Origin of the sequence: Paracoccus sp. JM45 (assembly GCF_003590715.1) — a bacterium.
Taxonomy (GTDB): domain Bacteria; phylum Pseudomonadota; class Alphaproteobacteria; order Rhodobacterales; family Rhodobacteraceae; genus Paracoccus.
The window spans coordinates 1-23,137 of sequence record NZ_QQVY01000025.1 but is presented as its reverse complement, the minus strand read 5'-3'; the positions used below and the strand labels follow the sequence as shown (position 1 = coordinate 23,137).

The window sequence follows — 23,137 nt, the reverse complement described above, 5'->3', positions numbered from 1 at the left end:
GACCGCACGAGCGCGGACCTCAGGAGAGTAGCGATTTGCCATTTTGCTTTTTGTCATAACCATCATCCTTACTTAAGTTGATGGTCTCCGACAGACCCGGGGCGATTCATGGATGTCGAGTGGATTGGCCCACAGGCAATTCTCCATGCCGCGCTTGGCATCCTCGACCCAAGCCTCGATCTTCGAGGTTGCCAGATCGAAGGATTGGCTCGCCTCCGCCACCGTTGTCTTGCCCTGAATAATTTCGATCACCAGAGCTGTGTTGCGCTTGTCAGTCCAACGTTCGATGCTGTCCTCCATCGTCATACTCATCGCTACCTTCTCGTTTGCAGCATGAGCAGATTATCAGTGGGTCAATATATTTCACGACATAGCTATCGGACTGCCCTTGCGACCCGAAAAGAACCGATCGTCATCGTAATGGGATGCTGCTTCATTTGGCGGATGCAAACCGCCACTCAAGCTTCAATTCAGGAAATATTCAGGATGCACTCGATATACCTTTGAACTCGGCGGCTAGATAGAGATATTATGGAGATCGCAGGGACGAAGGCTGAAATTGCGCCGGAAGGCTGTCGTGAAGTTTTCCGTTGATGAATAGCCTGCAAGATATGCAGCACGGGAAATTATCACGCCATCTTCGCCGAGCGCGCGATAGGCGCATGCCAAACGCTCTTGGCGCAGGTAGTCGCGGATTGTCAAATCGAACGCGGCCTTGAACTTTCGCTGCAAGGAACGACGGTTCATTCCAAGATGCGCTTCAAGAAACTCGATGCTGATGCTCTGGTCGAGTAAATGTTCATGCAGGTACAATCGGATCCGCTCGGCGATCGTTGAGAGGCCGCCTTCTTGGGGCGGGGTATTTGCGATAATGCGGCGCAGATTTTCCAAGCTGCGGGATATGCGATAAAGACCGTTCTTCGCATCACCTTACCAAGGGGGTGGTGCAATAATCTGCGTTGCCAGTTCGATCGTTTCCCTATTCTGGCACCATTGACGAAACCAGTTGTCATCGCCCTGCATCGCCCGTGGGAGGATATCTATATTGGCGGCCCATTTCAGCGGGACTGCAGACGCAAGTTTGTGGTATGGGTGTCCGGCGCTTTCGATATGACGCAACAGGGTTTCGCTGCGAATAACCATCAACAGAGCGCTTGGGTGGTCACGTGCATCCATATCGAAGCAGCGCGATCCGATTTCGAAAATGTGGCGACCAATCAGCAGGATCAAAAGCTGGAACTTAGGGGTCAGTTCCTGCCATGCGCTCTCTTGCAGGCCGTTCTTCTGGACGTTCAGGACGCCGATCCGGAACCCGCCGGGAGAAACATCTACGCTCATCTTGTCTTGTATTCGCCATTTTCTGTCCGGTGCATCGCCTGTTGTCGCCGGGGCAAAGGAAGCAGTCGCTTGCGCAAGGGACAATCAACTAGACATGATCCCAACACCGCCACAATAAATCCGACAGAATAACTAAAGAAATCCCGGATGGCGTTTCGACGGTAAGTTTGCACTGACTGGAAATGCACGCAAGCCAGACAGGTAGCGCGATGAAATATATGACCTTCCGACACGTTTTGATTGCTTCGGCCCTGCTGGCCACTACTGCATTCATCATGCCCGCCAAGGCCGAGGATGTGATTGTGCTTAAAACCATCCAGCAGGACGCGTTGAGTGAAACCAGTGCCGGACCGGTGTCGGGGTATGCTGCAACGACCAGCCGTTCGGCATAGGGTCAGGACGTACCATCATCCAAAACCCCTGTCTGCGTCACCGTTATCGGGCAGGCTCAGTTCGAGGATCAGGGGGCGACATCGGTTTCGCAGGCATTGCGCTACTCGGCGGGTGTGTCCGCCGAATATCGGGGCACATCTAATATGGATGATGCGGTGCAATTGCGCGGTTTTGGTGATCGCAGCTTTGTTCTCCCAGTTCCTTGACGGCCTGTCCTTCGGAAGCGGCATCAAGGCCCAGCCTGATCCGTTCTATCTTGAGCGGAATCGGATAGCAATTATGCCCGATCGGACGGCGAGTCCTATATTTTCAGTCTGGCGGATATGAACTTTCCGACCTCCAGCGACATTGCTGGTCTGACACCTGACGGATCTGCCTATACTACCACTTCGGATCTGACCCAAACCGGTGTTTTTGCACAGGACCGGATCGAACTGGGGAATTGGGGCCTGCTTGTCGGCGGTCGCTATGATTGGACCGAAACAGTCGCGACCCGTGATGGTGTCAATTCCGGCACCTATTAGGATGAACAGCTGACCGGTCGCGCGGCAATCAGTTATCAGACGGCATTCGGATTGATGCCCTATATTAGCTATTCCACCTCGTTCGAGCCTGTAACGTCACGTGATGAATATGGGCAGGCGTCTTTCAAGCCGACCACGGGTGAGCAATGGGAACTGGGCGGAAAATGGGCGTCCGCAGATGAACGCCTTATGGTTTCTGCGGCCTATTTTGATATCTATAAGAAAAATGTCACCGAAATCGATCCGGTCACGGATAAGACGGTCCAGATCGGCAAAGTCGCCTCCAGAGGTTTCGAGCTTGAAGCAAAAGGCCGGATTACCGAAAAGGCGTCGGTTATCGCATCATACTTCAATACCGATGCGACTTATGAAACCGGCGATTACGAAGGGAATACCTTCTATGCCGTTCCGACCGAACAGGCGGTGCTGTGGATGACGATGGCGACGGTATCTATGACAGCGTCTATGAAAACGAGCTTGCATCGGGATGGACCGATCCGCGCTTTTTCTTGACTGATCCTGCCACCGGAGGCATGGTCTTTCGGACCACTCCGGCGGGGGCAAGAACCTCGGCGAACACGCATTACACAAGGTCCGAATTGCGCGGTATGTTGCGGCATGGGGACGAAACCATTCCGACGCGTCTTGATGGTGGTTACGCGAACGCTACAACTGGGTCTTTTCGTCCGCTCCGCTGGCCGCACAGCAGGCGGCAGGGGGCGTGGATGGCGTATTAAGAGCCACGCTCGCAGTCAATCAGGTGACCCGGCTTGGCAAAGACTATCAGATCGGACGTGTCATCATCGGTCAGATCCATGCCAAGGACGACGAACCAATCCGCTTGTATTATCGTAAGCTGCCTCAGAACAAATATGGTTCAATCTATTTTGCCCATGAACCTGTGACGGGTAAGGAAGAATGGGTCGAACTGATCGGTACCCGCGCTGATATGGCACCCAACCCAGATGACGGCATCGCGTTGGTCGAAGTTTTCAGCTATGAAATCGAAGTCAAAGGCGTGACCGAAGGCGGGCAGACCATTCCTATGTTACACGTCAAAATCATCCGTGATGACGGAACCGAGGTGATTGCCGAGCCTTACGACATGCGCGATAGCGGCTTCAGTATCGAGGACGAATTTATGTTCTTCAAAGCGGGCACCTATACGCAGAATAACACCAGCCCCTCACTTGAAACAGATTTCGATCGCGTTACGTTCTATGCGCTTGACTACGCGCACGACGCGCCGCCGGTCATGAACGGAAACTGATCGACGTTTGAAGTTAGTTTTTAAAGCGGGTGCGGCCGGATCGATTTCTGGTCGCACCATTTTTGCTTTGGCAAATCAGACCCGATCGCGGAATAACATCGCCGGTTTTTCCAAGATACTGCCTATGTCCGACAAGAGCAATTTTTACAGTGCTAGCGCCATCTGTTTACAGGTGTGGGATACGCATATGTAACAATTGAAGGATCGCTTGATCCCGCATCATTGCGATCAAAGATCCAAGCCGCCCAGGATTTTTCCCACGGCTTTTGGAACGCATATCTATTCCCCCGAAATTGTTTTTCGCCCTGCCAGCCATGACCAGCCAAGCAATTGGTCGTTGGCGTTCAAACCGAGCAAACACGGGTCCGATTGTCAAAGTGATGCACAAGAATGTGTTTCAAGCCAGCAGGTTAAACCTAACTTGTTACGAGGCAGTCCATAAGTAGAAACGCGCAAAAACCGATCATCTGCAATATGTTATATTCGCGCAAATTCCCCATCGGGTTGCGGGCGGCGCACAATCACGTTACACCTCAGCCTATCGAGGTATGGTAATCGGGCCGGAAGGCTCTTGGTTGTGCTGCTGTCAGATGATGTCGCGCTGCGCGAATTCGAAGCCGATCCGGCTGATTGATTTGTGATCTGTAGTGACGTCTGGCGGTGTGACTTGCATGGGGGGCGTCCCCTCCCGTCGTATATCTCGACCAATGGAAGCGCGAAAATATGTCGGCCCTTTGGTCGACCAATAAAGATATTTCGCAGGTCGTTCTGCCGACACTGTGAAGACCAAAGAGGGAAAGTTTTCAGAGATATTTTGCTCGGATCACCGGATAATTTACCGCATCGGTCATTGTTCGATCCAAACGAGAAACGCTGCGCATGCGACCCGATAGGGATCAGCGCGCTTCATCAACGTCATCGGAAAGAGAAAAAATCTATGAACCACACGAAAATCGCCGTGCTTGCCTTGGCTGCCTTCGCGCCCCTGTCTGCCATGGCGGAAGTTGAATCGGATGAGCCGATCGTGATCGTCCAGAACAACTGGACAAGTCAGCTGGTTTTATCGAACGTGCTGGGCCAGATGCTGGAAAGCAAAGGCTATACCGTCGAATACATCCCCTCGGACAGCCAGCTGCAGTTCAGTGCCATCGCAAATGGCGATATGCATGTGCAGGTCGAGGCTTGGGAAGGCTCGATGAAGACGGCGTTCGAAAAGGCGCTGGACGATGGCATGGTTGATGCCGGCACCCATGAAGCCGTGACCCGCGAGGAATGGTGGATTCCCGATTACGTTCTAGAAAAATGCCCCGAAGCCGGAAATTGGGAAGGGTTGAATGCCTGCGCCGATATTTTCAAGACGGCGGAAACCGCGCCCAAAGGTCGCTTTCTGGGGCCACCCGCCGATTGGGGCAAAAACTATGCTGCCCGTATCGACGCATTGAACATGGATTTCGTTGCCATCAACGTCGGTCAGGCGGCCACGCTTTGGGCAGAGCTGCAATCGGCCTATGACCGCGAAGAACCCATCGTTCTGTTCAACTGGACGCCGAACTTCATCGAAAGCAAATTCGACGGCCAGTTCGTTGATTTCCCCGAACCCGAAGAAGCCTGCTTCGAGGATGAAGCATGGGGTCCGAACCCTGATGCGACCGGCGATTGTGGTGCACCCCGTTCGGCATGGCTGAAAAAAGCCGCATGGTCGGGCATGGCCGATGAATGGCCCGGTGCATGGCAGGTTGTCCAGAACATGAACTTCAACAACGAACAGATCGCCCATGCGGCGCTGCTGGTCGATGTCGAAGGCATGTCGCCTGAAGATGCTGCAAGCGAATGGATTTCCGAAAACCAAGATCTGGTCGACGGCTGGCTGCAGTAAGGGCTCCTTTCTCTGGGTGCTGTATGAATGGGCGCGAATGTGCGCGCCCATTCATTTTTCTATTTGAAACAAGGACCGATACATGAATTCCGACGTCAAGATCCGCTGTCGAAATCTCTGGAAGCTCTTTGGCCCTCAGCCCGAGGCCTTCTTGCAAGAACATGGCGGACACCCGACGTCAGAAGCGCTGGACGAGGGCGGCTATATCGGTGCCGTTCGCGATGTGTCCTTTGACGTCCATGACGGCGAAATCCTGGTGATCATGGGGCTGTCGGGTTCGGGAAAATCGACGCTGATCCGCTGCATCAGTCGCCTGAACGACCCGACCGCGGGCCAAATGGATTTCGACGGCAAGGATCTTCTGAACGCGACAGATGCCGAACTGATCGAGATCCGTCGCCACAAGATGGGCATGGTTTTCCAGAACTTCGGCCTTTTGCCGAACCGCGACGTGCTGTCGAACGTCCTTTTCCCCTTGGAAATGCAGGGCATGGCGCGTGACGAACGCGAGGCCAAAGCCCGCGAGATGATCGAACTGGTCGGCCTGACCGGCCGAGAGGCCGATTTCCCCGCCCAGCTTTCGGGTGGCCAACAACAACGTGTCGGCATTGCGCGGTCCTTGGCTGTGGATCCCGATGTCTGGTTCCTTGATGAACCCTTCTCGGCATTGGACCCGCTGATCCGCGCCGAAATGCAGGATGAATTCATCCGCCTTCAGAAGGTTCTGAAAAAGACCATCGTCTTTATTACCCATGACTTCGAAGAGGCCATCAAGCTGGCCGACCGCATCGGCATCATGAAAGACGGGCAGATGGTCCAGCTGGATACGCCCGAAAATATCGTGCTGAATCCGGTCAACGATTATGTCGCCGAATTCGCCCGCAACGCGCCCTTGGACCGGATCGTGACCGTCGGCGCGATCATGCTGCCCGAGAAAGGTGCCGAAAGCAGCCAATCGATCGATGCCAGCGATCTGATCGGTGATGTGGCGCGTCAGGTCCTGTCGTCCGAGGTTCCCTTTGCGGTGGCTCATGGTGGCAAGATCGTCGGATCGGTCGGTCGTGAACAGATGCTGGACGGGCTCTATGGACCCGAGGGCCAATGACCCATCCGTTGCAATCAACCGAACCGGTCGCACGCCCTTGGGCCGCGCCGCATCTGAAACTGGCCCAAATTCCTTTACTTTGGCAATTTGCGGTGATCATTGCCGCGGGCATCGCACTTTCGGCGTTGTGGGGCGGGGCATTGCGCTGGCCTGACATATGGGTCATTCCGCTGGCCAGCTGGATCACCACGTTTTTCGAGTGGCTGGGAAATGACGCCGGTATCGGCGGGTACGAGTTTCGCGACTTGACCCGCTTTCTGGCCGATCTGCTGAAGCAGCCGCTGCGTTGGGCGGAATATGTTCTGTATCGCGGTGTGCGCCCATTGGATCTGCCGCCCGTGCCTTGGGTCGCCATCGTGATCGGCGTCGGCATTCTGGGTCATTGGGCTGGCGGACGAAAGCTGGCGTTCTTTGCCGCCGGCGGCCTGCTGTATCTGGCGGTTTTTGGCCTGTGGCGGGATAGCATGCGAACGCTGGCCATTGTCGTCGTTGCCGTCCCGTTCGCCGTTGTCATCGGCCTGTGGCTGGGCATCTGGGCCGAAAAATCGCGCCGTGCGGCATCCGTGGTCAGCCCGATGTTCGATCTGATGCAGGCCACCCCGCATATGGCCTATCTGGTGCCGGTTGTGATCCTGTTCGGTTTCGGTCAGGTGCCTGCGCTGATTGCGACGGTTGTTTTTGCCATGCCGCCGATGGCGCGCTGTGTGATGCTGGCCTTGCAAACCGTCCCCTCGGCCATCACCGAAGCCGGCAAGATGTCAGGCTGCACGCCGCGTCAGTTGTTGTGGAAAGTACAGATCCCTGCAGGCAAGCGTATTTTGATGCTGGGCGTCAATCAGGTGGTGATGCAGACATTGGCCATGGCTGTGATTGCATCGCTGGTGGGAGCTACGGGGCTTGGGCAAAAACTGCTGACCTCATTGCAGCAGCTAAAGCTGGGAGCAGCAGTCGAACAGGGGCTTGGCATCGTCATGATTGCCGTGGTGCTGGACCGCATCACGCAGGCGTGGGCCAACCGTCCTACGGATTATGCCGCCCGCGGACGTAGCTGGGCCTATCGTCACCGGCACGCGCTGTCATTCGGTGCGGTTCTTGTCGTCTCGGTCCTTCTGGCGGGGATATTCAAAGAGGTATCGGTCCTGCCCAAAGGTATGACCGTGACTTTCGGCACCCAACTTGATGATGCCGTGCGGTGGTTTGCCAAGGAGACGTATGGGGTCATCCAGCCGGTGCGCGACTTTATTACCGTGAATATGCTGATCCCGCTGCGCAACTTTTTCCTTGCAGTTCCATGGCCGATCGTTGTCGCAATGGTCGGCGCGGCAGGCTTGCGTCTGGCTGGCCGTGGCACTGCCATGCTGTGCATGGGCCTGGTGCTGGCTATTGTCCTGTTCGGATTTTGGGAACCTGCGGTTCTGACCGTCTATCTGGTTCTATCTGCGGTTATCATCTGCATCTGTATCGGCGTGCCGATCGGCATCTGGGCGTTTCGGTCACCGCGGGTGGCCCGCCCGATTATGGCCATCTGCGACACGCTGCAAACCTTTCCGTCCTTCATCTATCTGATCCCCGTGATCATGCTGCTGAAGGTCGGCGATCTTGCTAATATCGTCGCCATCCTTGCTTATGCGACGGTGCCTGCGATCCGCTATACCTATCTGGGGCTGAAGCGGATTCCGGATGTGACGATCGAGGCTGCGATCACAAATGGCGCGACGCCCATGCAACGGCTGCTGAAGGTCGAGCTGCCCGTCGCGCTGCCTGAAATCATGTTGGGCATCAACCAGACCATCATGATGGCACTGTCGATGGTTGCAATTACCGCCCTAATCGGATCGCGCGATCTGGGTCAGGAAATCTATCGCGCCCTGCCAACCGCCGATACCGGACGCGGGATTCTGGCAGGCCTTGCCATCGCCGCAATCGGGATTGTTGCCGACCGCCTGATCCAGGGCTGGGCCAATACCCGCAAAAAACAGCTTGGGGTTAAGTAAACTCCCACCTTTTTGAAACGACTGAAGGAATACCTACCTGTGACAAAACGTATTGCCGTGATCGGCGCTGGCCCCTCGGGGCTGGCACAACTGCGCGCCTTCCAATCGGCAGCCCAGAAGGGTGCCGAGATCCCCGAAATTGTCTGCTTTGAAAAGCAAGACAATTGGGGTGGTCTGTGGAATTATACATGGCGCACCGGTCTGGACGAATTCGGAGAGCCGGTTCACGGGTCCATGTATCGCTATCTGTGGTCGAACGGCCCGAAAGAGGCGCTGGAATTCGCAGATTATTCCTTCGAGGAACATTTTGGCAAACAGATCGCATCCTATCCGCCCCGGGCCGTGCTGTTCGATTACATTCAAGGGCGCGTTGAAAAGGCTAATGTCCGTGACTGGATCCGGTTCCGCACGCCGGTGCGTGACGTATCCTATGATGATAAGACGGCGTTGTTCACCGTGACAGCACATAATCTGGTCAATGATCACGAATATGAAGAGACATTCGACCATGTGATTATTGCCTCGGGGCATTTTTCGACACCGAATGTGCCCGAATTCGACGGTTTCAGCGATTTCAACGGTCGCGTTTTGCACGCACATGATTTCCGCGACGCCCGTGAATTCGCCGGCAAGGACATCCTGCTGATCGGCAGCAGCTATTCCGCCGAGGATATCGGGTCGCAATGCTGGAAATACGGCAGCAAGTCGGTCACGGTTTCCTATCGTACCGCGCCCATGGGTTATAACTGGCCGGAAAACTGGCAAGAGGTTCCGCTGCTGCAAAAGCTGGAAGGCAATACGGCTACCTTCAAAGATGGCACCACAAAACAGATCGATGCAGTGATCCTGTGCACCGGGTATAAACACCACTTCCCGTTCCTGCCCGACGATCTGCAGTTGAAAACCGCGAACCGTCTGGCGACGGCAGATCTGTATAAGGGCGTGGTTTTTGCCAAGAACCCCGCGTTGTTCTATTTGGGCATGCAGGATCAGTGGTTCACCTTCAATATGTTCGACGCGCAGGCATGGTATGTCCGTGACATCATTCTGGGGCGCATCGATGTGCCTGCCGACTATGACGCCCGCATGGCCGATGTGAACGCCCGTATCGCCGCCGAGGATGCCGGTGAAAGCGATTACGATGCGATCCATTATCAGGGCGATTACATCAAGGAACTGATCGCGGACACCGACTATCCCAGCTTTGATGTCGATGGCGCGAATGAGGCCTTCCTGCAGTGGAAAAAGCACAAGAAGGAAGACATTATGGGCTTCCGCAACAACAGCTATCGGTCGGTGATTACCGGATCGATGGCGCCCGCGCATCACACGCCGTGGAAAGATGCGCTGGACGACAGTCTGGAAAGCTATCTGCAGAACTGATGTTTTAGGCTGGTCCGGTAATCTGGATCAGCCCAAAACCCGCTCGATTGTCCACCAAAGTCCGATCACGGCAATCGCTGCGGATGCAGGGATTACAACACCGGTACGGTACCACGACTTGCGTCCGAACGGCAGACCCAGCAGCAGGAATGCCACCAGAATGACGCTAAGCTGACCGAATTCGACACCGATGTTGAAACCGATCAGACCATAGAAGAATTGCCCCGCAGGCAGTCCCACATCGCTAAGCACCGAGGCAAAGCCCAATCCGTGCAGCAAGCCGAAGCAGAAGACCACTGCTATGCGTGCCAGCGAAATCGTTGCCCTACGCCCCATAAAGATATTCTCGACCGCGACATAGACGATGGATGCCGCGATCAGAGGTTCGACGACAGCAGCGGACAGGGATACGATATTAAGACTGGCCAACGCCAGTGTAACGCTGTGGGCAAGGGTGAATGCCGTCACCTGCGCCAGTATCGGACGCAACCGCAGTGAAAAGAAAAACAGTCCCAGCACGAACAGGATATGGTCCGTGCCCTTGGGGACGATATGTTCGAACCCTGCAACGATAAAGCGCCCGAATACGGTCAGCGACGCTTCCTTGACAGGGGTGGCGCGGGACATCGGTTGGCTGCTTTGCCCGCCCTGCAATATCTGGGTATACCCCTGATCATCACCGCCCGCCTGATGGATGGCAATGGGCCCAAAATCTGCGCGCCATCCCAGCACGACAGGCGTATTATCATCGGGCAGGGGGGCGGTCATTGTGATGGTGCTAAAGCGCAACTCATCGGTGTTTCCGACTTCGGGGATGATTGCGGTCGTCAATGCCAGATCCAGCCGCGTGTCCCCTGCAAATGCCCTGATCTGATTGGCGACAAGCGGCCAGTCCCGACGCAAGCTTGCCTCTAGTCCAGAGGGATCTTCCGCGCGCAGGTCCTTGTAAAAATCGTTGACTTTTTCCGCATCGGCATTCGACTTTGGATCAACACGCGAGATGGCGATCAAAGGCTCTATCGCGTCGCGGATGTTGATTTCGATCTGGTCGCTTTTGACAAGGGCGGTGACAACAGCGGGTTGGGATTGATGACTAAACGCGAAGCCTGAAAGGCAAAACCAGATTACACATGCGGTCCAGATAACCGCATGCTGTCTGAGCGTGGCGATGTAAGGCATTCAACAGCTTCCTGTAGCAATAATTTCAGGTTACCCTAGCGCCGCAATATGCAAAGAGCATGGACAAGGTGCTGATGGTCAGGCGATCACCGCCTCGATCAACATCGGGCCTTTATGGGCCATGGCTTTTTCCAGCGCCAGTTCCAGTTCTGCGACCGTCGTTGCACGACAGGATTGAACCCCAAGGCTGCGGGCAAGGCTTGGCCAGTCGATCGCCGGTTCGTCAATCGACAACATCCGCGAGGCATTCCGCCCGACCTTATCCACGCCGACATTTTTCATTTCGCCCTGAAGAATGGCATAGCTGCGGTTGGACAGGATGATCGTGACGACATCCAGTCCCTCGCGCGCCTGCGTCCACAGGCCCTGAACCGTATACATGGCACTGCCATCTGCTTGCAGGCCGATCACCTTGCGTTCGGGGCAGGCCACGGCTGCGCCAGCTGCCAGCGGAATGCCGATCCCGATCGCACCGCCTGTCAGTTGCAGATAATCATGCGCCGCAGCATGGGAGGTTTGATCAAAAAAATCCCGTCCCGACGATATAGATTCATCGCAGATAATTGCGTTGTCCGGAATGTGGCGTGCCACAACCGTACACGCCAATTCTGCCGTTAACGCCGCATCCTCGATGGCAGGCGGGGCGACGGCATGTGTCACTGCACCGGATGATGCGCCATCGGCATCGACAGCTTTTGACAAGGCCGCAAGTGTCTCAATGTGGTTGTCGGCAATGCCCGCCAGATTGATGATATCACAGTCTTTGGGTAACAAGTGCGTCGGCTTGCCGGGATACGCAAAAAAGGCCACAGGTTCTGATACGCCGATCAGAATAACGGCTTGGTAATCCTTTAGCGCAGCAATGGCCTGGTCGATGGGATAGGGGATCTTTCCCACCGGAACACGTCCGACCCCGCGTTCGATACGTCCGTTCGACACCTGCGACAACAGATCGGCACCGGTTCTGGTTGCAATACAGCCTGCAATCTCTAACCCGGCGGCCCGCAACGCCCGCCCCGTCATGATCAATGCAGTTTTCCGGCCTGAGGTCATTGCCTGTGCCGCGGCCTGCACCGCCTTATCGTCCACCACCGGTTGCTTTGGCACATAGGGCTGATGTTTCGGGGCATTGGACACTTCGGACCAAGCCGCATCGGCAGGCAGGATCAGGGTCGCGACGCCGGGGATCGACATTGCCGCCTCGAAAGCAGCACGCGCGTCTTTGGCGACATCGGCCGCACAGCCGATGCGCTTGACGAATTGGGACATGGGCCAAGCAAGGCTTTCGATATCGCTGGTCAATGGCGCGTCGTTTTTCAGGTGATAGCTGGCGTGATCACCAACGACATTCAGCACCGGCGTATGGGCTCGTCTTGCGTTGTGCAGATTGGCCAAACCATTGGCCAAGCCCGGTCCCAAGTGCAGCAAGGTCGCTGCCGGTTTGTCCGCCATCCGGCCATAGCCATCGGCCATGCCGGTCACTACGCCTTCGGACAATCCTAAAATGCAGCGCATCCGTGGCTTGCGATCAAGGGCAGCAACAAAGTGCATTTCGGATGTGCCGGGATTGGCAAAGCAGGTATCGACACCATTTGACAACAGTGTGTCGCAAAGCAGATCAGCCCCAAGCATATTGCAGCTCCTTCCCAAGACCATCAGTCAGTCATGCCTGACTGACCCATGATTTTGCGTGATGTGCAACAACAGAAGCCCGCAACACTGAAATTTGACAAGAAATATCCGCATCCGCTCCGGTTTATATGTCGTTTGGCTAACCTGCGATGTCACATCTTACATGATACCTCATGCCAAGGCATGACGGTCAAACGTCGCCAGATATCGCACCGCATCTTCCAGTCCGATCACATCTGCATATTTAGCATTCATATCAAACAGGTTTGCGTCGTGCGGTGCGTGGTGGCGGTCGCCGCAAGCCTCCGAAACGACAAGTGTCCTGAAGCCATGGCTCATGGCATCAACACAGGATGCGCGGATACAACCGGATGTTGTCAGCCCGCTTAGCAGAAGGCTGTCACACCCCATTGTCGTCAACATGGGGGCAAGGGATGTTCCAAAGAAGGCCGAGGGGTATTGTTTGGTAATAATTACCTCATCAGGGTCGGGTATCAGGCCGACGGCGAATTCAGCCGTCGAACGTCCGGGTAAAAATACTTCCAAAGGGGCGGCTTTTTCGAAAAAACGGCCTCCGTCACGACCCGAGGGGTGATAGCTCACACGTGTCAAAATGACGGGAATGCCTGCTTTCTTCGCAGCAATGCGAAGCTGAAGTGCCGCATCCAGTGCAGATACACAGCCTTCACCCCCAAAAAGCGGGCAATCCGGATCGTAATACGCCTGCGCAAAATCGATCATAAGCAGGGCCGGATGTTTTCCGAAACCGACCCGCCTGTTATAAACATTCGCGTAATTGCTGTCGCGATCAGACATATCAGTTGGTCTCCAATTGTGGCAGGGCAGCGAAAGCACCAGCGTGCCACAATAGCGGATCGGAAACGTCATCCCAGGCGGCGGCTTGCAGGACATTGCCGAAAAAGACTGTATGTGTGCCGTGGGTTGCGCCTTTGACACTGCGACAATCAAAGCTGACCTGCGATCCGATCAGGGCGGGCGCGCCTGTTGTCAAACTTGTCCATTCGCCTTGCGAAAACCGCGTGTCCCGATCAACCGGGCTGGCGAAACGCTCGGCGATGGGCTGCTGGTTCCGTGACAGGACGTTGACACAGAATGCATCAACCTCGGCCAGATGTGCGTGGATTGACGCATCCTTGTTCACACAAACCAACAGACTTGGCGGGTCGGCGGAAAGTGATGTGACTGCGGTGGCAATCAGCCCGAAACGTGCTTGTTCCGTGCTGACAGTAATCAAGGATACGCCCGCCACTAACCGGCGCATACCTTCCGGAAAGGTAAGAGGTGTCATGTCGTTTCAACCGTTCTGCGCAAGTAGGACCACAAAGGGCAGGGCCAAAGGCTTGACCCATGACCCTTCCGAAGGGGTCAGTCTTATGCCGCCGCCTGCGCAGGAGTGCGCGATTTCATAAGTGGCTGGATCTGCTGGCCAAATTTATCAAGCCCAAGAAGGAAGTCGTCGAACACCATCATAATGCCCTTAACGCCCGCCATTTCGGATGCTTCGTCCAACATACGCGCGATAGAGGCGTAGGATCCCACGAGTGTGCCCATATTGAAGTTTACAGCTCCTTCAGGAAGATTGATGTGCTTGGCGGTGGCGCTGGAATCCGCGGCGTTATCCTTGCTGCCCTGATCGGCCATCCAAGCCAATGCATCGGCATCAACGTGATCCTTGTATTTTTCCCATGTTGCCATTGCAGCTTCGTCCGTATCGTCGGCAATAATCATATAAAGGCAATAGGCCCCGACATCGCGTCCGGAGTCCTGCCCCGCCGTGACAAGGCGGTCGCAGATGGATGATACGGCCTTGGGTGTATTGACGCCCTGTCCCATGATGAAGTTGTAATCCGCATGGTCTGCGGCAAATTTCATACCCTTGGGCGACTGGCCTGCTGCGACGATCTCGACCTTGCCTTCCGGCGGGGGGGACAGTTTGCAATCGGCCATCTTGAAGTGCTCACCCTGAAAATCCGAGGCACCCTTCGACCAAAGCTCTTTCATCACCTCGACGTATTCGGCACCGTAATCATAGCGATATCCGAAATACTCATCACCGGGCCATACACCCATCTGGCTGTATTCCGCTTCGGCCCAGCCGGTCACGATGTTCACGCCGAACCGGTCAGGCGCGATGGAGGAAATGGTGCTGGCCATTCTGGCAACAATCGCGGGTGGCAACGTCAGGATTGCAGTAGAGGCAAACAGCTTGATCTTGCTGGTCACGGCTGCCAGCCCTGCCATAAGGGTAAAACTTTCGAGGTTATGATCCCAGAACTCTGTTTTTCCACCGAAACCGCGCAGTTTGATCATCGAAAGGGCAAATTCCAGACCATAGCTTTCTGCTTTCTGGACGATCTGTTTGTTCAGTTCGAAGCTGGGTTTGTATTGCGGTGCTGCTTCTGAAATTAACCAGCCGTTGTTTCCGATTGGAATGAAAACGCCCATGTCCATGGTGCATACCTCCTGCTGAATTTCTTTATAAGTCCGAACTTAGCAGAGGGTCATTCGATTGGGTCTAGTGTAAATTCTAAAATTCAGGTCCGGACTTTTACAGAAGATATGTTAATGCATAATTGTCAGGCAGCCCGTCGATCTAAGTGGCTTGAATGTGGGTGCGATAGGCAAAACTTTCCGCAGGTGAGGTCTGGACGGCGTATTCCATAAGCCTGCCGCCAGAAGATACATAGCGCCGCGTGATTCGAAGGCCGATTGTTCCGTTCGGCCGTCCGAGTTTGCTGCAAATCTCGTCCGAGATAGGCACGGCGCGGATATCTTGCTGGATATCGACGATCCGTTCACCGGTATGTGCTTCGATCAGATGGAACAGCGATGATCGCTGGACATCCATATCCCTGATGACCGGTTCGGCAATGGGATCAAGATAGACCTCGTTCCAGCAGAATGGGGCAGCTTCATTAATGAAATGTCGCGGACCTTCCATATAAAGGAGGGTTTTTCCAGGCCTGCAGCCGATTTCAGTCGCCAGCTTCCCGCGGATTTCGACGCGGTCTTTCAGGCTAATGAACATTTCGGTTTCACTGGCAAATTCGAAAAGATCGCCACGGTTGTTATCCCGGAAGCGTTCGCGCCACTGGGGGCGTGCACTTTCCACGCGGGTTCCAACGCCCTTACGCGCGGCCAGCATACCGCGCTGGCGCAATTGGGCGATTGCCTGTCGGATGGTATGACGGCTGATCCCCAATTGTGCGGCAAGTTCCGCCTCGGGGGGCAGCAGGCTGCCGACGGCGCGTTCACCACTGATAATCTGCCGTTCCAACTTATGCGCAATCTTTAAATACAGCGGCGTATTGGTGCTGTCGGATTGATCGGTTTCAATATCAGGCATGTTATGCGCTCTTTTCATCGACGTTTACCATTGATTGCATGTCCGTACTTATGTAGCTAAATAAAAAGAGCTGCAGGCAGCCGACAGATCAATACGGACACAATACCCATGACTCAAACGGTGTCGACCCAACCCGAGACATCCGGTCGTCCGGCATGGATGAGGCCGCTTGCGATGATGACGTTGGTTCAGATCGCCGCAACTCTAAGCGTATTGGCTTTGACTTCGCTGGCACCCGAGGTAGCTTCCTCGTTGGGGATCGGATCTTATTATATCGGGTACCAGATCAGCCTGATCTATTTTGCAGGGGTCTTTGCCTCGGCCTGTGCTGGCACAGTGGTCGAAACGTTCCATGCCGAGCGCGTAATTATCTTCGAACTTGCGGTTTTCGCACTTGGTCTGCTTTTATTGGCGACAGGTCGTCCGGTTCTGATGGTAATTGCGTCGTTACTGTTCGGCATCTGCTATGGTCTGAACAATCCGGCGTCTTCGGAAATTCTGAACCGGTCGGCCCAAAGCGGGCCACATTCGTTGATCTTTTCCATCAAGCAGACGGGTGTTCCCTTGGGGGCCGTCGTGGCATCGGTGACGTTGCCGACACTGGCTGTATTTTTTCACAATTGGGGTGACGGATGGCGGTTTGCGCTTCTTGTTGCGGCGATTGTGCCGCTTGGCCTGCTGGTCTGGTGCTGGAGTCAGTTCACCTTTGCCCCTATCCGCCGTGGCATCGTCCGCGAGAACCCCTTGCTGCGCGCTCTGCGCGACCAGGCCGATCTGTATCGCAACCAGCGTCTGCGGACATTGGCACTGCTTGGTGGGCTTTATTCGGCGCTGCAACTGATGGCGACGGCATTTACCGTCGTGATGCTGGTCGAACACGGCTGGTCGCTGGTCGGTGCAGGCGCAGTCGCGGCGGGGCTGCAGCTGTCCGGCGCTGTCGGTCGCGTTAGCTGGGGTGTTGCGGCTGACCGGCTGGGTGGCTTTAAAACATTGGGGGTGATTGGCCTGCTGGCGGGCGGCTTCATGTTTGCACTTGGCTGGGTCGCAATCATGCCACAATGGGCACAGGTGGTGCTGCTGGTGGCGTTCGGCGCCGTGGCAACCGGCTGGAACGGCGTATTTCTTGCAGCCGCGGCACGAACGGCCCCTAAAGGAAAGGTAGGATCGAACACAGGGGCGTTGCTGGTCTACACTTTCATTGGCGTGATCGTCGGTCCCTCTGCTTTCGCCTTTATTTTCGAGCTTTTCGGTTCTTATGACGTCTGCTTCATGCTCTTTTCAGTAATCGGCTTTCTGGGCGCGATCCTTTCATTCCGGCAGGCCGCGCGTTGACCGTAGCATGCAAGTAATAAACCAATCCGTCCGAGTAATAGTCCGAACAATATAACGGCATAAATTAGTAGCATACGCTAAATTGCACTTATATTCGGCACAAATATCTTAAACTATTAGGGAAATTGTTTTTTCCGCTTTGAGTATATTGATTAAGTCCGGACAATAAAACGCATAGCTTCATCCAGACCGAATGTTTTGAGCGGGAGATATGCATGCGATTTCACGGACTGACTTTGACGACAGGCGCTTTGGCTGCATTCTCGGCAATGATGCCAGTCAGCGCATCAGCTGATGCTATGGCTGATGCACAAGCAGTATTGGATGCCCATCGGGTTGTTCCGGAGTTCAACCCGCTTGGCAGTCCGTTTGATGCAACTGCATGCATGGCGGACAAAAGCGTGTTTTCCATTCCTGTCAATATGGCGATCCCCTTCAATGTCGAACTTCAAAAGGCCATGCGGCGCGCGGCCGAGGATGTGGGCTTTACTTATACCACTTGGGAAAATCAGGGCGCCTCTGACAGCTGGATCCAAGGTGTAAACCAAGCCATCGCACAAGATTATTCGTTGATTGACGTTGCCGGTGGTCTAAACCCTGAAATGCTGGCCCCGCAATTGCGCGAGGCGAAGGCTGCAGGTCTGGCTGTAACGACCACCCATCTGTACGACGAAAGTCAGGAGCAGGCAGATTTTGTCGACGCATCGGCGAAGGTCGATTACCGCCGCGCCGGCGAAATATTGGCTGCTTGGGCCTTCGTGGAAACAGCGGGGAAGCCTAACGTCCTGATCATCGGGTCCGATGACGTCTTGCCTTCCATCCCCTTTGTCGAACAGATCAAGGAAAGCCTTGGCGAATACTGTCCAGATTGCAAAACCCGCTATTTGAATGTTCCGGTCAACGAGTGGGCAACGCGGATCCAGTCGGGCACCCAATCGGCGCTACTGGCGGATCAGGGCATTAACTATATTTTGCCTATCTATGACTCGATGACGCAATTTGTGACTCCTGCGCTACGGATCGCAGGGGCCAGCAACGTGGGAATGGCATCTTATAATGGCACGCCCTTCGTGCTGGATATGGTGCGGGACGGCACGGTGCAAATGGATGTCGGGGAAAGTCTGGGATGGGCCGGCTATGCCGCCGTCGACGCGCAAATGCGCGTTCTTTGCGGGTTAGAGGTTCCGGAAAGCCTTGGCATTCCTTTGCTGATTTTCGATGCATCGAATGCCGAAACTGCCGGTGTGCCTGCGGATTTCGACTCGGGCTATGGTGATGGCCATATTTCAGGATTCCGCAAGCTATGGGGGTTGGAGGGGTAATGGCAGCCCTGTCGCCAGCACCTTATAGGACAATGGTACAACCCGGCATATTGCGCATGGCGGATGTCAGGATGAAATTCGGATCGGTTGAGGTTCTGAAGGGTGTTTCCCTTGGCCTTGGGCGCGGCGAAATTCTTGGTTTGCTTGGGCAGAACGGATCCGGTAAATCCACCCTGATCAAGGTTCTGGCAGGCTTCAATTCCCCTGAAGCGGGCAGCCGGATCACCCTTTGGGGGGAAACATTGCCCTTACCACTTGATCCGCGCCGGATCAGGGCGTTGGGGGTAGCATTTGTTCATCAACATCTGGCGTTGATCCCGTCACTGTCGGTTGCAGATAACATGCTGGTCGGGGACGATACGAAGGTGCGTCGTCTCGGCATTCGATGGCGGCAGGAACGTGCCGCGATGCGCCAGCTTTTTGCGGAATTCGGATTGAATATCGACCCTTCTGCCTTGGTGTCATCACTTTCGCCGGTTGAACGTGCCTATACCGCGATCCTGCGGGCGGTCGCTGAATTGCGTCGCTCCGAAGCCGGCCGTGCAGGCGAGGGCGTTCTGGTTCTTGACAAACCCACGCCTTTCCTGTCCGCCGAAGATGTCGACAAGCTTTTTGATCTGCTACGCAGGATCAAAAAGACCGGTGCCAGCGTCATCATCGTAACACATGACATTGACGAGGTTCTGGAGATCACCGACCGCGTGGCAATCATGCGCGATGGACGTCTGGACGCGGTTCTGGCCACAGCTGATACGACACGGCAGGATATTCTGGACAGAATTGTCGGTCATGCCATCGCCCCCTATCAACGCAGCGAACGGGTGATTGACGATCATATTGCGGTGACGGTTGAAAACCTGTCCGGCGGCATGCTTCGTTTGTTTAACGCCAAGCTTAAACGATCCGAGGTTGTGGGCGTGACCGGCCTGATCGGTTCCGGTTTTGCGGAACTGCCATACCTTATGTTTGGTGCGATGGCGGGGCAGGGCAGAATTACCTTGATAAGATCCCATGATATCGCGAGGTTCACGCCACGGCGCGCGATTGATGCGGGCATTGGTTTGATCCCGGGCGACCGCGCATACCAAAGCTGTATCGGCGGCCTGTCGGTCGCCGAAAATGCGACCCTGCTAGCACTTCCGAGTATGCGCGGCATCTGGGGACTTGATAGCAAGGCCATTTCCGAAAAAGCAGCGGCCCTTATCAGGGATTACGATGTCCGGCCGGATCGTCCAGATGTGAAAATGTCGACACTGTCGGGTGGAAACCAGCAAAAAGTGATTATGGGAAAGTGGTTGGCGGAAAATCCTCGGCTGCTTTTGCTGGATGAACCGACCCAAGGTGTCGATTACGGTGCAAGGCAGCAAATCTTCGCGGCCATAGATCAGATCACGCGACAGGGCACGACGGTTCTATGTGCCTCGACAGATTATGAACAGCTTGCGCAGATTTGTGACCGCGTTTTTGTCTTCCACCGCGGTGCCGCAGTCACCTGTCTGCAGGACCCCGAACTGTCACGTGAAGACATTGCACGGGCTTGTTTTCATGAACCCGCCAGCCAGGCCACGCGCGACCCGCAACCGGAGAATGCCAGATGAGTGTCGTCGAAACACCGCAATCCAACCGCCTGTCCGCCGAAATTTTGAAGAAAGAATTCGAACGCTTTGCCCTGCTTATGGCATGGGGCCTGTTGTTCATTCTATTTAGCATGTTGCTGCCCGATACCTTCATGACATGGCGTACGGTGTCATCGATGCTGGGGTCGCAAGCTGTGCTGGTGGTGCTGGCGCTGGCTATCCTTGTACCGCTGACATCGGGTGATTTCGACCTGTCGGCGGCTTCGACGCTGGTATTCACCGCGATGTTTCTGGCGGTATCCAATGTAAACTGGGGGTGGAGCATCGGTGCATCGGTTATCGCTGCATTGCTGCTGGGCGGCTTCATCGGGGCTGTGAACGCGTTCTTTGTGCTTTATTTCCGCATCCACAGCCTGATCATCACCTTGGGTCTTGGCACATTTCTGAACGGTATGACCCTCTGGATATCGGATTCCAGAACCATCGCGGGTGTGTCCATGAAACTGGTCGAACTTGTGGTGATCAAGCGACTGCTTGGGGTGCCGATGGCGTTTTACTACGGGCTTGCCGTTGCCGTCATCATGTGGTGGGCACTGGAATATACCATTACGGGTCGCAAGCTGCTGTTCGTTGGCCGCGGTCGCGAAGTTGCACGGCTGAACGGCGTATCCGTTGACCGCGTCCGTGCAACATCCTTTGCCGCATCCGGTATTCTGGCGGCACTTGCAGGGGTGCTTTATACAGGCATGACAGGGTCCGCCGATCCGACATCGGGACTGTCTTTATTGTTACCGGCATTCGCAGCCGCCTTCCTTGGTGCCACCGCCATTTATCCTGGTCGTTTTAATCCGGTCGGTACACTGGTTGGTGTCTATTTTTTGATCACAGGCATCACCGGCCTGACGATGCTGGGCGCCGACGCTTTTGTGCAATCACTGTTCTATGGCGGCGCGTTAATCGTTGCCGTCTCGCTTAGCCAGTTGGTGCGCAAGCGACAGCCCCAGAATTTCGGATAATCCGATCCAATATACCCCCCCCTTCAAGGAGCGATGTGATGTCAAAATACGAAGCATTGGTCAGCTATCTGGGACGCCCCCCCACCGTTGAGGAAAGGGCAATTTTCGATGACCAGCGGACGCGCATCGAATTTGGCGTTCTGTACCATCCCCTTTGGGAAGAAACCGAGACAATGACCGGCCTTGCGATCCGCAATCCCATAGATGACAGCGCCATGGGCGGATCTGACGTATGACGATCGCCGGAATACTGGAAGATCTGGACGCCGGCCGGGCCAGCGCCGTGGGTCTGGTCAGGCAGGCAATCGCACGGGTGTCTGCCGCAGGAACGGCATCACCCTTTGCAACAGTCGAATTCGACCATGCATTGGAACAGGCAACCGTGGTCGATAAGGCCCGTGCGACAGGCAGGCCCGTGGGCCCGCTGGCTGGTGTGCCGCTTGCGCATAAAGATATGTTCGAACGCAGCGGATCACGTATTGGTCGCGGGGCGCACCCCTTGGCGGCCTATGTCGCACGAAATACCGCCACCGTTCTGGACAGGCTTGATTGCGCAGGTGCGCTTGATCTAGGGCGCTTGCAGATGTCGGAATTCGCGATGGGTCCGACAGGCAGCAATCACCATCATGGCAGCCCACCAAACCCCGTAGTCCCAGGCGCAATCACCGGCGGGTCTTCTTCGGGGTCAGGCGTTGCGGTGGGGATGGGGATCGTCCCTGCGGCACTCGGGTCGGATACAGGCGGATCCATTCGGATTCCTGCGGCCTGTAACGGCGTTGTCGGATTCAAACCGACACATGGTCTGGTGCCCGTCTCGCATATAATGCCGCTAAGCTGGACGCAGGATTGCGTCGGGCCGCTGGCCGCCAGCGTCGATTGCGCGCGGCGTGTTCTGTCGGTGTTGACGATGGGGACTACGCGCGGAACGTCGCAGACGTCAGCTTCTTTGCGCATCGGTTTTGACACCAGTGATTTTGCGCAAGACATCTCGGCCAAGATGTCGGGGGCAATGGTCGAAGCGCGTCAACAGCTGGTCGTCGATGGCCACAAGGATCACGACATCGATCTTGGCTGGCTGGCCTCATTGAACGAACCGGCGAATGTTATTGCCATGGCCGAAGCTGGCACGGTCCACGCAGACCGGCTGCGCCATGCCTGTGATACATATGGCGATCAGGTCCGATTGCGTCTGACGCAGGCTGCTGCCATTTCTGCACAAGCCTATCTGAGGGCACGTCAAATCCGCGATATCGCACGTGAGCGGATGGCGCAAATTTTCCAGAACGTCGATGTGCTGGCGCTGCCCATGCTACCGGACATTCCCCCGCAGATCACCGCTTTGGATGCGCTTGAAGCTGAATCCTTGTCACGGATGATCACCGCAATGACGCGGTTTGCACGTCCAGCGTCGGTTATGGGACTGCCGGCTATTTCCCTACCGATTGTCTGGACAGGTCACGGACCACTTTCACTGCAACTTATTGGTGCTCCTTATTCAGAAGATATGCTGGCTGATCTTGCTGCCTCACTTGAAAGCGCTTTTTCGCGTAATCCTCAACCCGCTTAAGTTGGATAATATGATATGAATACCACGGACGCTTTGGATGCCGACGCACTGGATCAGCTGTTTTTGCAGGCGCGATCCCAAAATGGCTGGCAGGATAAAGCTGTTGGGGATGATATACTTGCCCAGCTATATGCGCTGGTCCGTATGGGGCCAACAGAGGTGGTCGCAGGAATTCGGACCAGTTGCTAAGCTTTAGCGATTGACGAAGGACTGACCTGAGATGACGAAACGAAAGCGCTATTCTGCGGAGTTCAAGGCGAAG

21 protein-coding genes and 3 pseudogenes are annotated in these 23,137 nt (G+C 55.4%); 15 read left to right on the top strand and 9 right to left on the bottom strand.

Translation table 11 applies throughout. The features are described 5' to 3' along the window. Positions 1-72: 72 nt before the first annotated feature. The 3 genes from DWB67_RS16335 to DWB67_RS16325 form a co-directional block, all read right to left on the bottom strand. Positions 73-312 carry a hypothetical protein gene (locus DWB67_RS16335; protein WP_255418730.1) on the bottom strand — a complete coding sequence of 80 codons (240 nt, stop codon included), beginning with the start codon at positions 310-312 and terminating at the stop codon, positions 73-75. A gap of 204 nt (positions 313-516) precedes the next feature. Beyond that, entirely contained in the window at positions 517-891 is a 375-nt protein-coding gene (locus DWB67_RS16330; protein WP_119808636.1) for a helix-turn-helix transcriptional regulator, read from the bottom strand. A 39-nt stretch (positions 892-930) separates the two neighbouring features. Further along, positions 931-1,338: a hypothetical protein gene (locus DWB67_RS16325; protein WP_119808635.1), complete on the bottom strand. Its 408-nt coding sequence runs from the start codon at positions 1,336-1,338 to the stop codon at positions 931-933. 209 nt (positions 1,339-1,547) lie between these two features. Here DWB67_RS16325 and DWB67_RS16320 point away from each other — a divergent pair, with 209 nt between their 5' ends. The 9 genes and pseudogenes from DWB67_RS16320 (at position 1,548) to DWB67_RS16275 (ending at position 9,883) form a co-directional block, all read left to right on the top strand. Beyond that, complete coding sequence (locus tag DWB67_RS16320) at positions 1,548-1,730, top strand: hypothetical protein (RefSeq protein ID WP_119808634.1); 183 nt, start codon at positions 1,548-1,550, stop codon at positions 1,728-1,730. Positions 1,731-1,760: 30 nt separating this feature from the next. Further along, a pseudogene (locus tag DWB67_RS18700) lies at positions 1,761-1,937 on the top strand (TonB-dependent receptor plug domain-containing protein); the annotation flags it as partial. Between the two features lie 117 nt (positions 1,938-2,054). Then, positions 2,055-2,768: pseudogene (locus DWB67_RS18485) on the top strand (TonB-dependent siderophore receptor). Then, positions 2,684-2,992, top strand: a complete 309-nt coding sequence (locus DWB67_RS18695; protein ID WP_119808630.1) for a polysaccharide lyase family 7 protein — start codon at positions 2,684-2,686, stop codon at positions 2,990-2,992. Before DWB67_RS18485 ends, DWB67_RS18695 begins: the two are co-directional and overlap by 85 nt. Next, positions 2,944-3,525 (top strand): annotated as a pseudogene (locus tag DWB67_RS16295) (polysaccharide lyase family 7 protein); the annotation flags it as partial. The gene DWB67_RS18695 and the pseudogene DWB67_RS16295, both read left to right, overlap by 49 nt. A 937-nt stretch (positions 3,526-4,462) precedes the next feature. Beyond that, positions 4,463-5,401: an ABC transporter substrate-binding protein gene (locus tag DWB67_RS16290; protein ID WP_119808628.1), complete on the top strand. Its 939-nt coding sequence runs from the start codon at positions 4,463-4,465 to the stop codon at positions 5,399-5,401. Between the two features lie 82 nt (positions 5,402-5,483). Next, positions 5,484-6,506: a glycine betaine/L-proline ABC transporter ATP-binding protein gene (locus DWB67_RS16285; RefSeq protein ID WP_119808627.1), complete on the top strand. Its 1,023-nt coding sequence runs from the start codon at positions 5,484-5,486 to the stop codon at positions 6,504-6,506. Continuing rightward, positions 6,503-8,500 carry a proline/glycine betaine ABC transporter permease gene (locus DWB67_RS16280; protein ID WP_119808626.1) on the top strand — a complete coding sequence of 666 codons (1,998 nt, stop codon included), beginning with the start codon at positions 6,503-6,505 and terminating at the stop codon, positions 8,498-8,500. Before DWB67_RS16285 ends, DWB67_RS16280 begins: the two co-directional genes overlap by 4 nt. A gap of 39 nt (positions 8,501-8,539) precedes the next feature. Continuing rightward, positions 8,540-9,883, top strand: coding sequence for an NAD(P)/FAD-dependent oxidoreductase (locus tag DWB67_RS16275; RefSeq protein ID WP_119808625.1), 1,344 nt, complete (start codon positions 8,540-8,542; stop codon positions 9,881-9,883). Positions 9,884-9,910: 27 nt separating this feature from the next. Here DWB67_RS16275 and DWB67_RS18480 read toward each other — a convergent pair whose 3' ends face one another. From DWB67_RS18480 to DWB67_RS16245, 6 genes are all read right to left on the bottom strand, one after another. After that, positions 9,911-11,062, bottom strand: a complete 1,152-nt coding sequence (locus tag DWB67_RS18480; protein ID WP_119808624.1) for a HupE/UreJ family protein — start codon at positions 11,060-11,062, stop codon at positions 9,911-9,913. A gap of 78 nt (positions 11,063-11,140) precedes the next feature. Continuing rightward, the gene (locus DWB67_RS16265) at positions 11,141-12,694 is read right to left on the bottom strand and encodes an acetolactate synthase large subunit (RefSeq protein ID WP_119808623.1); all 1,554 of its coding nucleotides are present in this window, start codon (positions 12,692-12,694) and stop codon (positions 11,141-11,143) included. A gap of 171 nt (positions 12,695-12,865) precedes the next feature. Then, positions 12,866-13,435 carry an isochorismatase family protein gene (locus tag DWB67_RS16260; protein WP_255418729.1) on the bottom strand — a complete coding sequence of 190 codons (570 nt, stop codon included), beginning with the start codon at positions 13,433-13,435 and terminating at the stop codon, positions 12,866-12,868. A gap of 76 nt (positions 13,436-13,511) precedes the next feature. After that, positions 13,512-14,003 (bottom strand): flavin reductase family protein, encoded by a 492-nt coding sequence (locus tag DWB67_RS16255; protein ID WP_119808621.1) that lies wholly within the window; start codon positions 14,001-14,003, stop codon positions 13,512-13,514. An 83-nt stretch (positions 14,004-14,086) separates the two neighbouring features. Further along, a complete protein-coding gene (rutA, locus tag DWB67_RS16250; RefSeq protein ID WP_119808620.1) occupies positions 14,087-15,166 on the bottom strand; it encodes a pyrimidine utilization protein A in 1,080 nt (359 codons plus the stop codon). Positions 15,167-15,308: 142 nt separating this feature from the next. Continuing rightward, positions 15,309-16,061, bottom strand: coding sequence for a GntR family transcriptional regulator (locus DWB67_RS16245; protein WP_182911638.1), 753 nt, complete (start codon positions 16,059-16,061; stop codon positions 15,309-15,311). 108 nt (positions 16,062-16,169) lie between these two features. Here DWB67_RS16245 and DWB67_RS16240 point away from each other — a divergent pair, with 108 nt between their 5' ends. From DWB67_RS16240 to DWB67_RS16215, 6 genes are all read left to right on the top strand, one after another. Beyond that, positions 16,170-17,393 (top strand): MFS transporter, encoded by a 1,224-nt coding sequence (locus tag DWB67_RS16240; RefSeq protein WP_119808618.1) that lies wholly within the window; start codon positions 16,170-16,172, stop codon positions 17,391-17,393. A 386-nt stretch (positions 17,394-17,779) separates the two neighbouring features. Next, complete coding sequence (locus tag DWB67_RS16235; RefSeq protein WP_182911637.1) at positions 17,780-18,715, top strand: substrate-binding domain-containing protein; 936 nt, start codon at positions 17,780-17,782, stop codon at positions 18,713-18,715. A gap of 56 nt (positions 18,716-18,771) precedes the next feature. Continuing rightward, positions 18,772-20,313: a sugar ABC transporter ATP-binding protein gene (locus DWB67_RS16230; protein WP_220475165.1), complete on the top strand. Its 1,542-nt coding sequence runs from the start codon at positions 18,772-18,774 to the stop codon at positions 20,311-20,313. After that, positions 20,310-21,308 (top strand): ABC transporter permease, encoded by a 999-nt coding sequence (locus DWB67_RS16225; RefSeq protein ID WP_119808615.1) that lies wholly within the window; start codon positions 20,310-20,312, stop codon positions 21,306-21,308. The genes DWB67_RS16230 and DWB67_RS16225 overlap by 4 nt, the downstream gene beginning before the upstream one ends. A 38-nt stretch (positions 21,309-21,346) precedes the next feature. Beyond that, positions 21,347-21,544 (top strand): hypothetical protein, encoded by a 198-nt coding sequence (locus tag DWB67_RS16220; protein WP_119808614.1) that lies wholly within the window; start codon positions 21,347-21,349, stop codon positions 21,542-21,544. Next, positions 21,541-22,875, top strand: coding sequence for an amidase (locus DWB67_RS16215; RefSeq protein ID WP_119808613.1), 1,335 nt, complete (start codon positions 21,541-21,543; stop codon positions 22,873-22,875). Before DWB67_RS16220 ends, DWB67_RS16215 begins: the two co-directional genes overlap by 4 nt. Positions 22,876-23,137: the final 262 nt, after the last annotated feature.

What these genes read in the sequence shown, in the direction of transcription:
- DWB67_RS16255 (WP_119808621.1), bottom strand. Translation starts at nt 14,003, where the DNA reads ATGACACCTCTTACCTTTCCGGAAGGTATGCGCCGGTTAGTGGCGGGC.
- DWB67_RS16230 (WP_220475165.1), top strand. Translation starts at nt 18,772, where the DNA reads ATGGCGGATGTCAGGATGAAATTCGGATCGGTTGAGGTTCTGAAGGGT.
- DWB67_RS16280 (WP_119808626.1), top strand. Translation starts at nt 6,503, where the DNA reads ATGACCCATCCGTTGCAATCAACCGAACCGGTCGCACGCCCTTGGGCC.
- DWB67_RS16260 (WP_255418729.1), bottom strand. Translation starts at nt 13,435, where the DNA reads ATGATCGATTTTGCGCAGGCGTATTACGATCCGGATTGCCCGCTTTTT.
- DWB67_RS18480 (WP_119808624.1), bottom strand. Translation starts at nt 11,062, where the DNA reads ATGCCTTACATCGCCACGCTCAGACAGCATGCGGTTATCTGGACCGCA.
- DWB67_RS16285 (WP_119808627.1), top strand. Translation starts at nt 5,484, where the DNA reads ATGAATTCCGACGTCAAGATCCGCTGTCGAAATCTCTGGAAGCTCTTT.
- DWB67_RS16235 (WP_182911637.1), top strand. Translation starts at nt 17,780, where the DNA reads ATGGCGGACAAAAGCGTGTTTTCCATTCCTGTCAATATGGCGATCCCC.
- DWB67_RS16245 (WP_182911638.1), bottom strand. Translation starts at nt 16,061, where the DNA reads ATGCCTGATATTGAAACCGATCAATCCGACAGCACCAATACGCCGCTG.
- DWB67_RS16320 (WP_119808634.1), top strand. Translation starts at nt 1,548, where the DNA reads ATGAAATATATGACCTTCCGACACGTTTTGATTGCTTCGGCCCTGCTG.
- DWB67_RS16325 (WP_119808635.1), bottom strand. Translation starts at nt 1,338, where the DNA reads ATGAGCGTAGATGTTTCTCCCGGCGGGTTCCGGATCGGCGTCCTGAAC.
- DWB67_RS16215 (WP_119808613.1), top strand. Translation starts at nt 21,541, where the DNA reads ATGACGATCGCCGGAATACTGGAAGATCTGGACGCCGGCCGGGCCAGC.
- DWB67_RS16240 (WP_119808618.1), top strand. Translation starts at nt 16,170, where the DNA reads ATGACTCAAACGGTGTCGACCCAACCCGAGACATCCGGTCGTCCGGCA.
- DWB67_RS16290 (WP_119808628.1), top strand. Translation starts at nt 4,463, where the DNA reads ATGAACCACACGAAAATCGCCGTGCTTGCCTTGGCTGCCTTCGCGCCC.
- rutA (WP_119808620.1), bottom strand. Translation starts at nt 15,166, where the DNA reads ATGGACATGGGCGTTTTCATTCCAATCGGAAACAACGGCTGGTTAATT.
- DWB67_RS16265 (WP_119808623.1), bottom strand. Translation starts at nt 12,694, where the DNA reads ATGCTTGGGGCTGATCTGCTTTGCGACACACTGTTGTCAAATGGTGTC.
- DWB67_RS16225 (WP_119808615.1), top strand. Translation starts at nt 20,310, where the DNA reads ATGAGTGTCGTCGAAACACCGCAATCCAACCGCCTGTCCGCCGAAATT.
- DWB67_RS16220 (WP_119808614.1), top strand. Translation starts at nt 21,347, where the DNA reads ATGTCAAAATACGAAGCATTGGTCAGCTATCTGGGACGCCCCCCCACC.
- DWB67_RS16335 (WP_255418730.1), bottom strand. Translation starts at nt 312, where the DNA reads ATGAGTATGACGATGGAGGACAGCATCGAACGTTGGACTGACAAGCGC.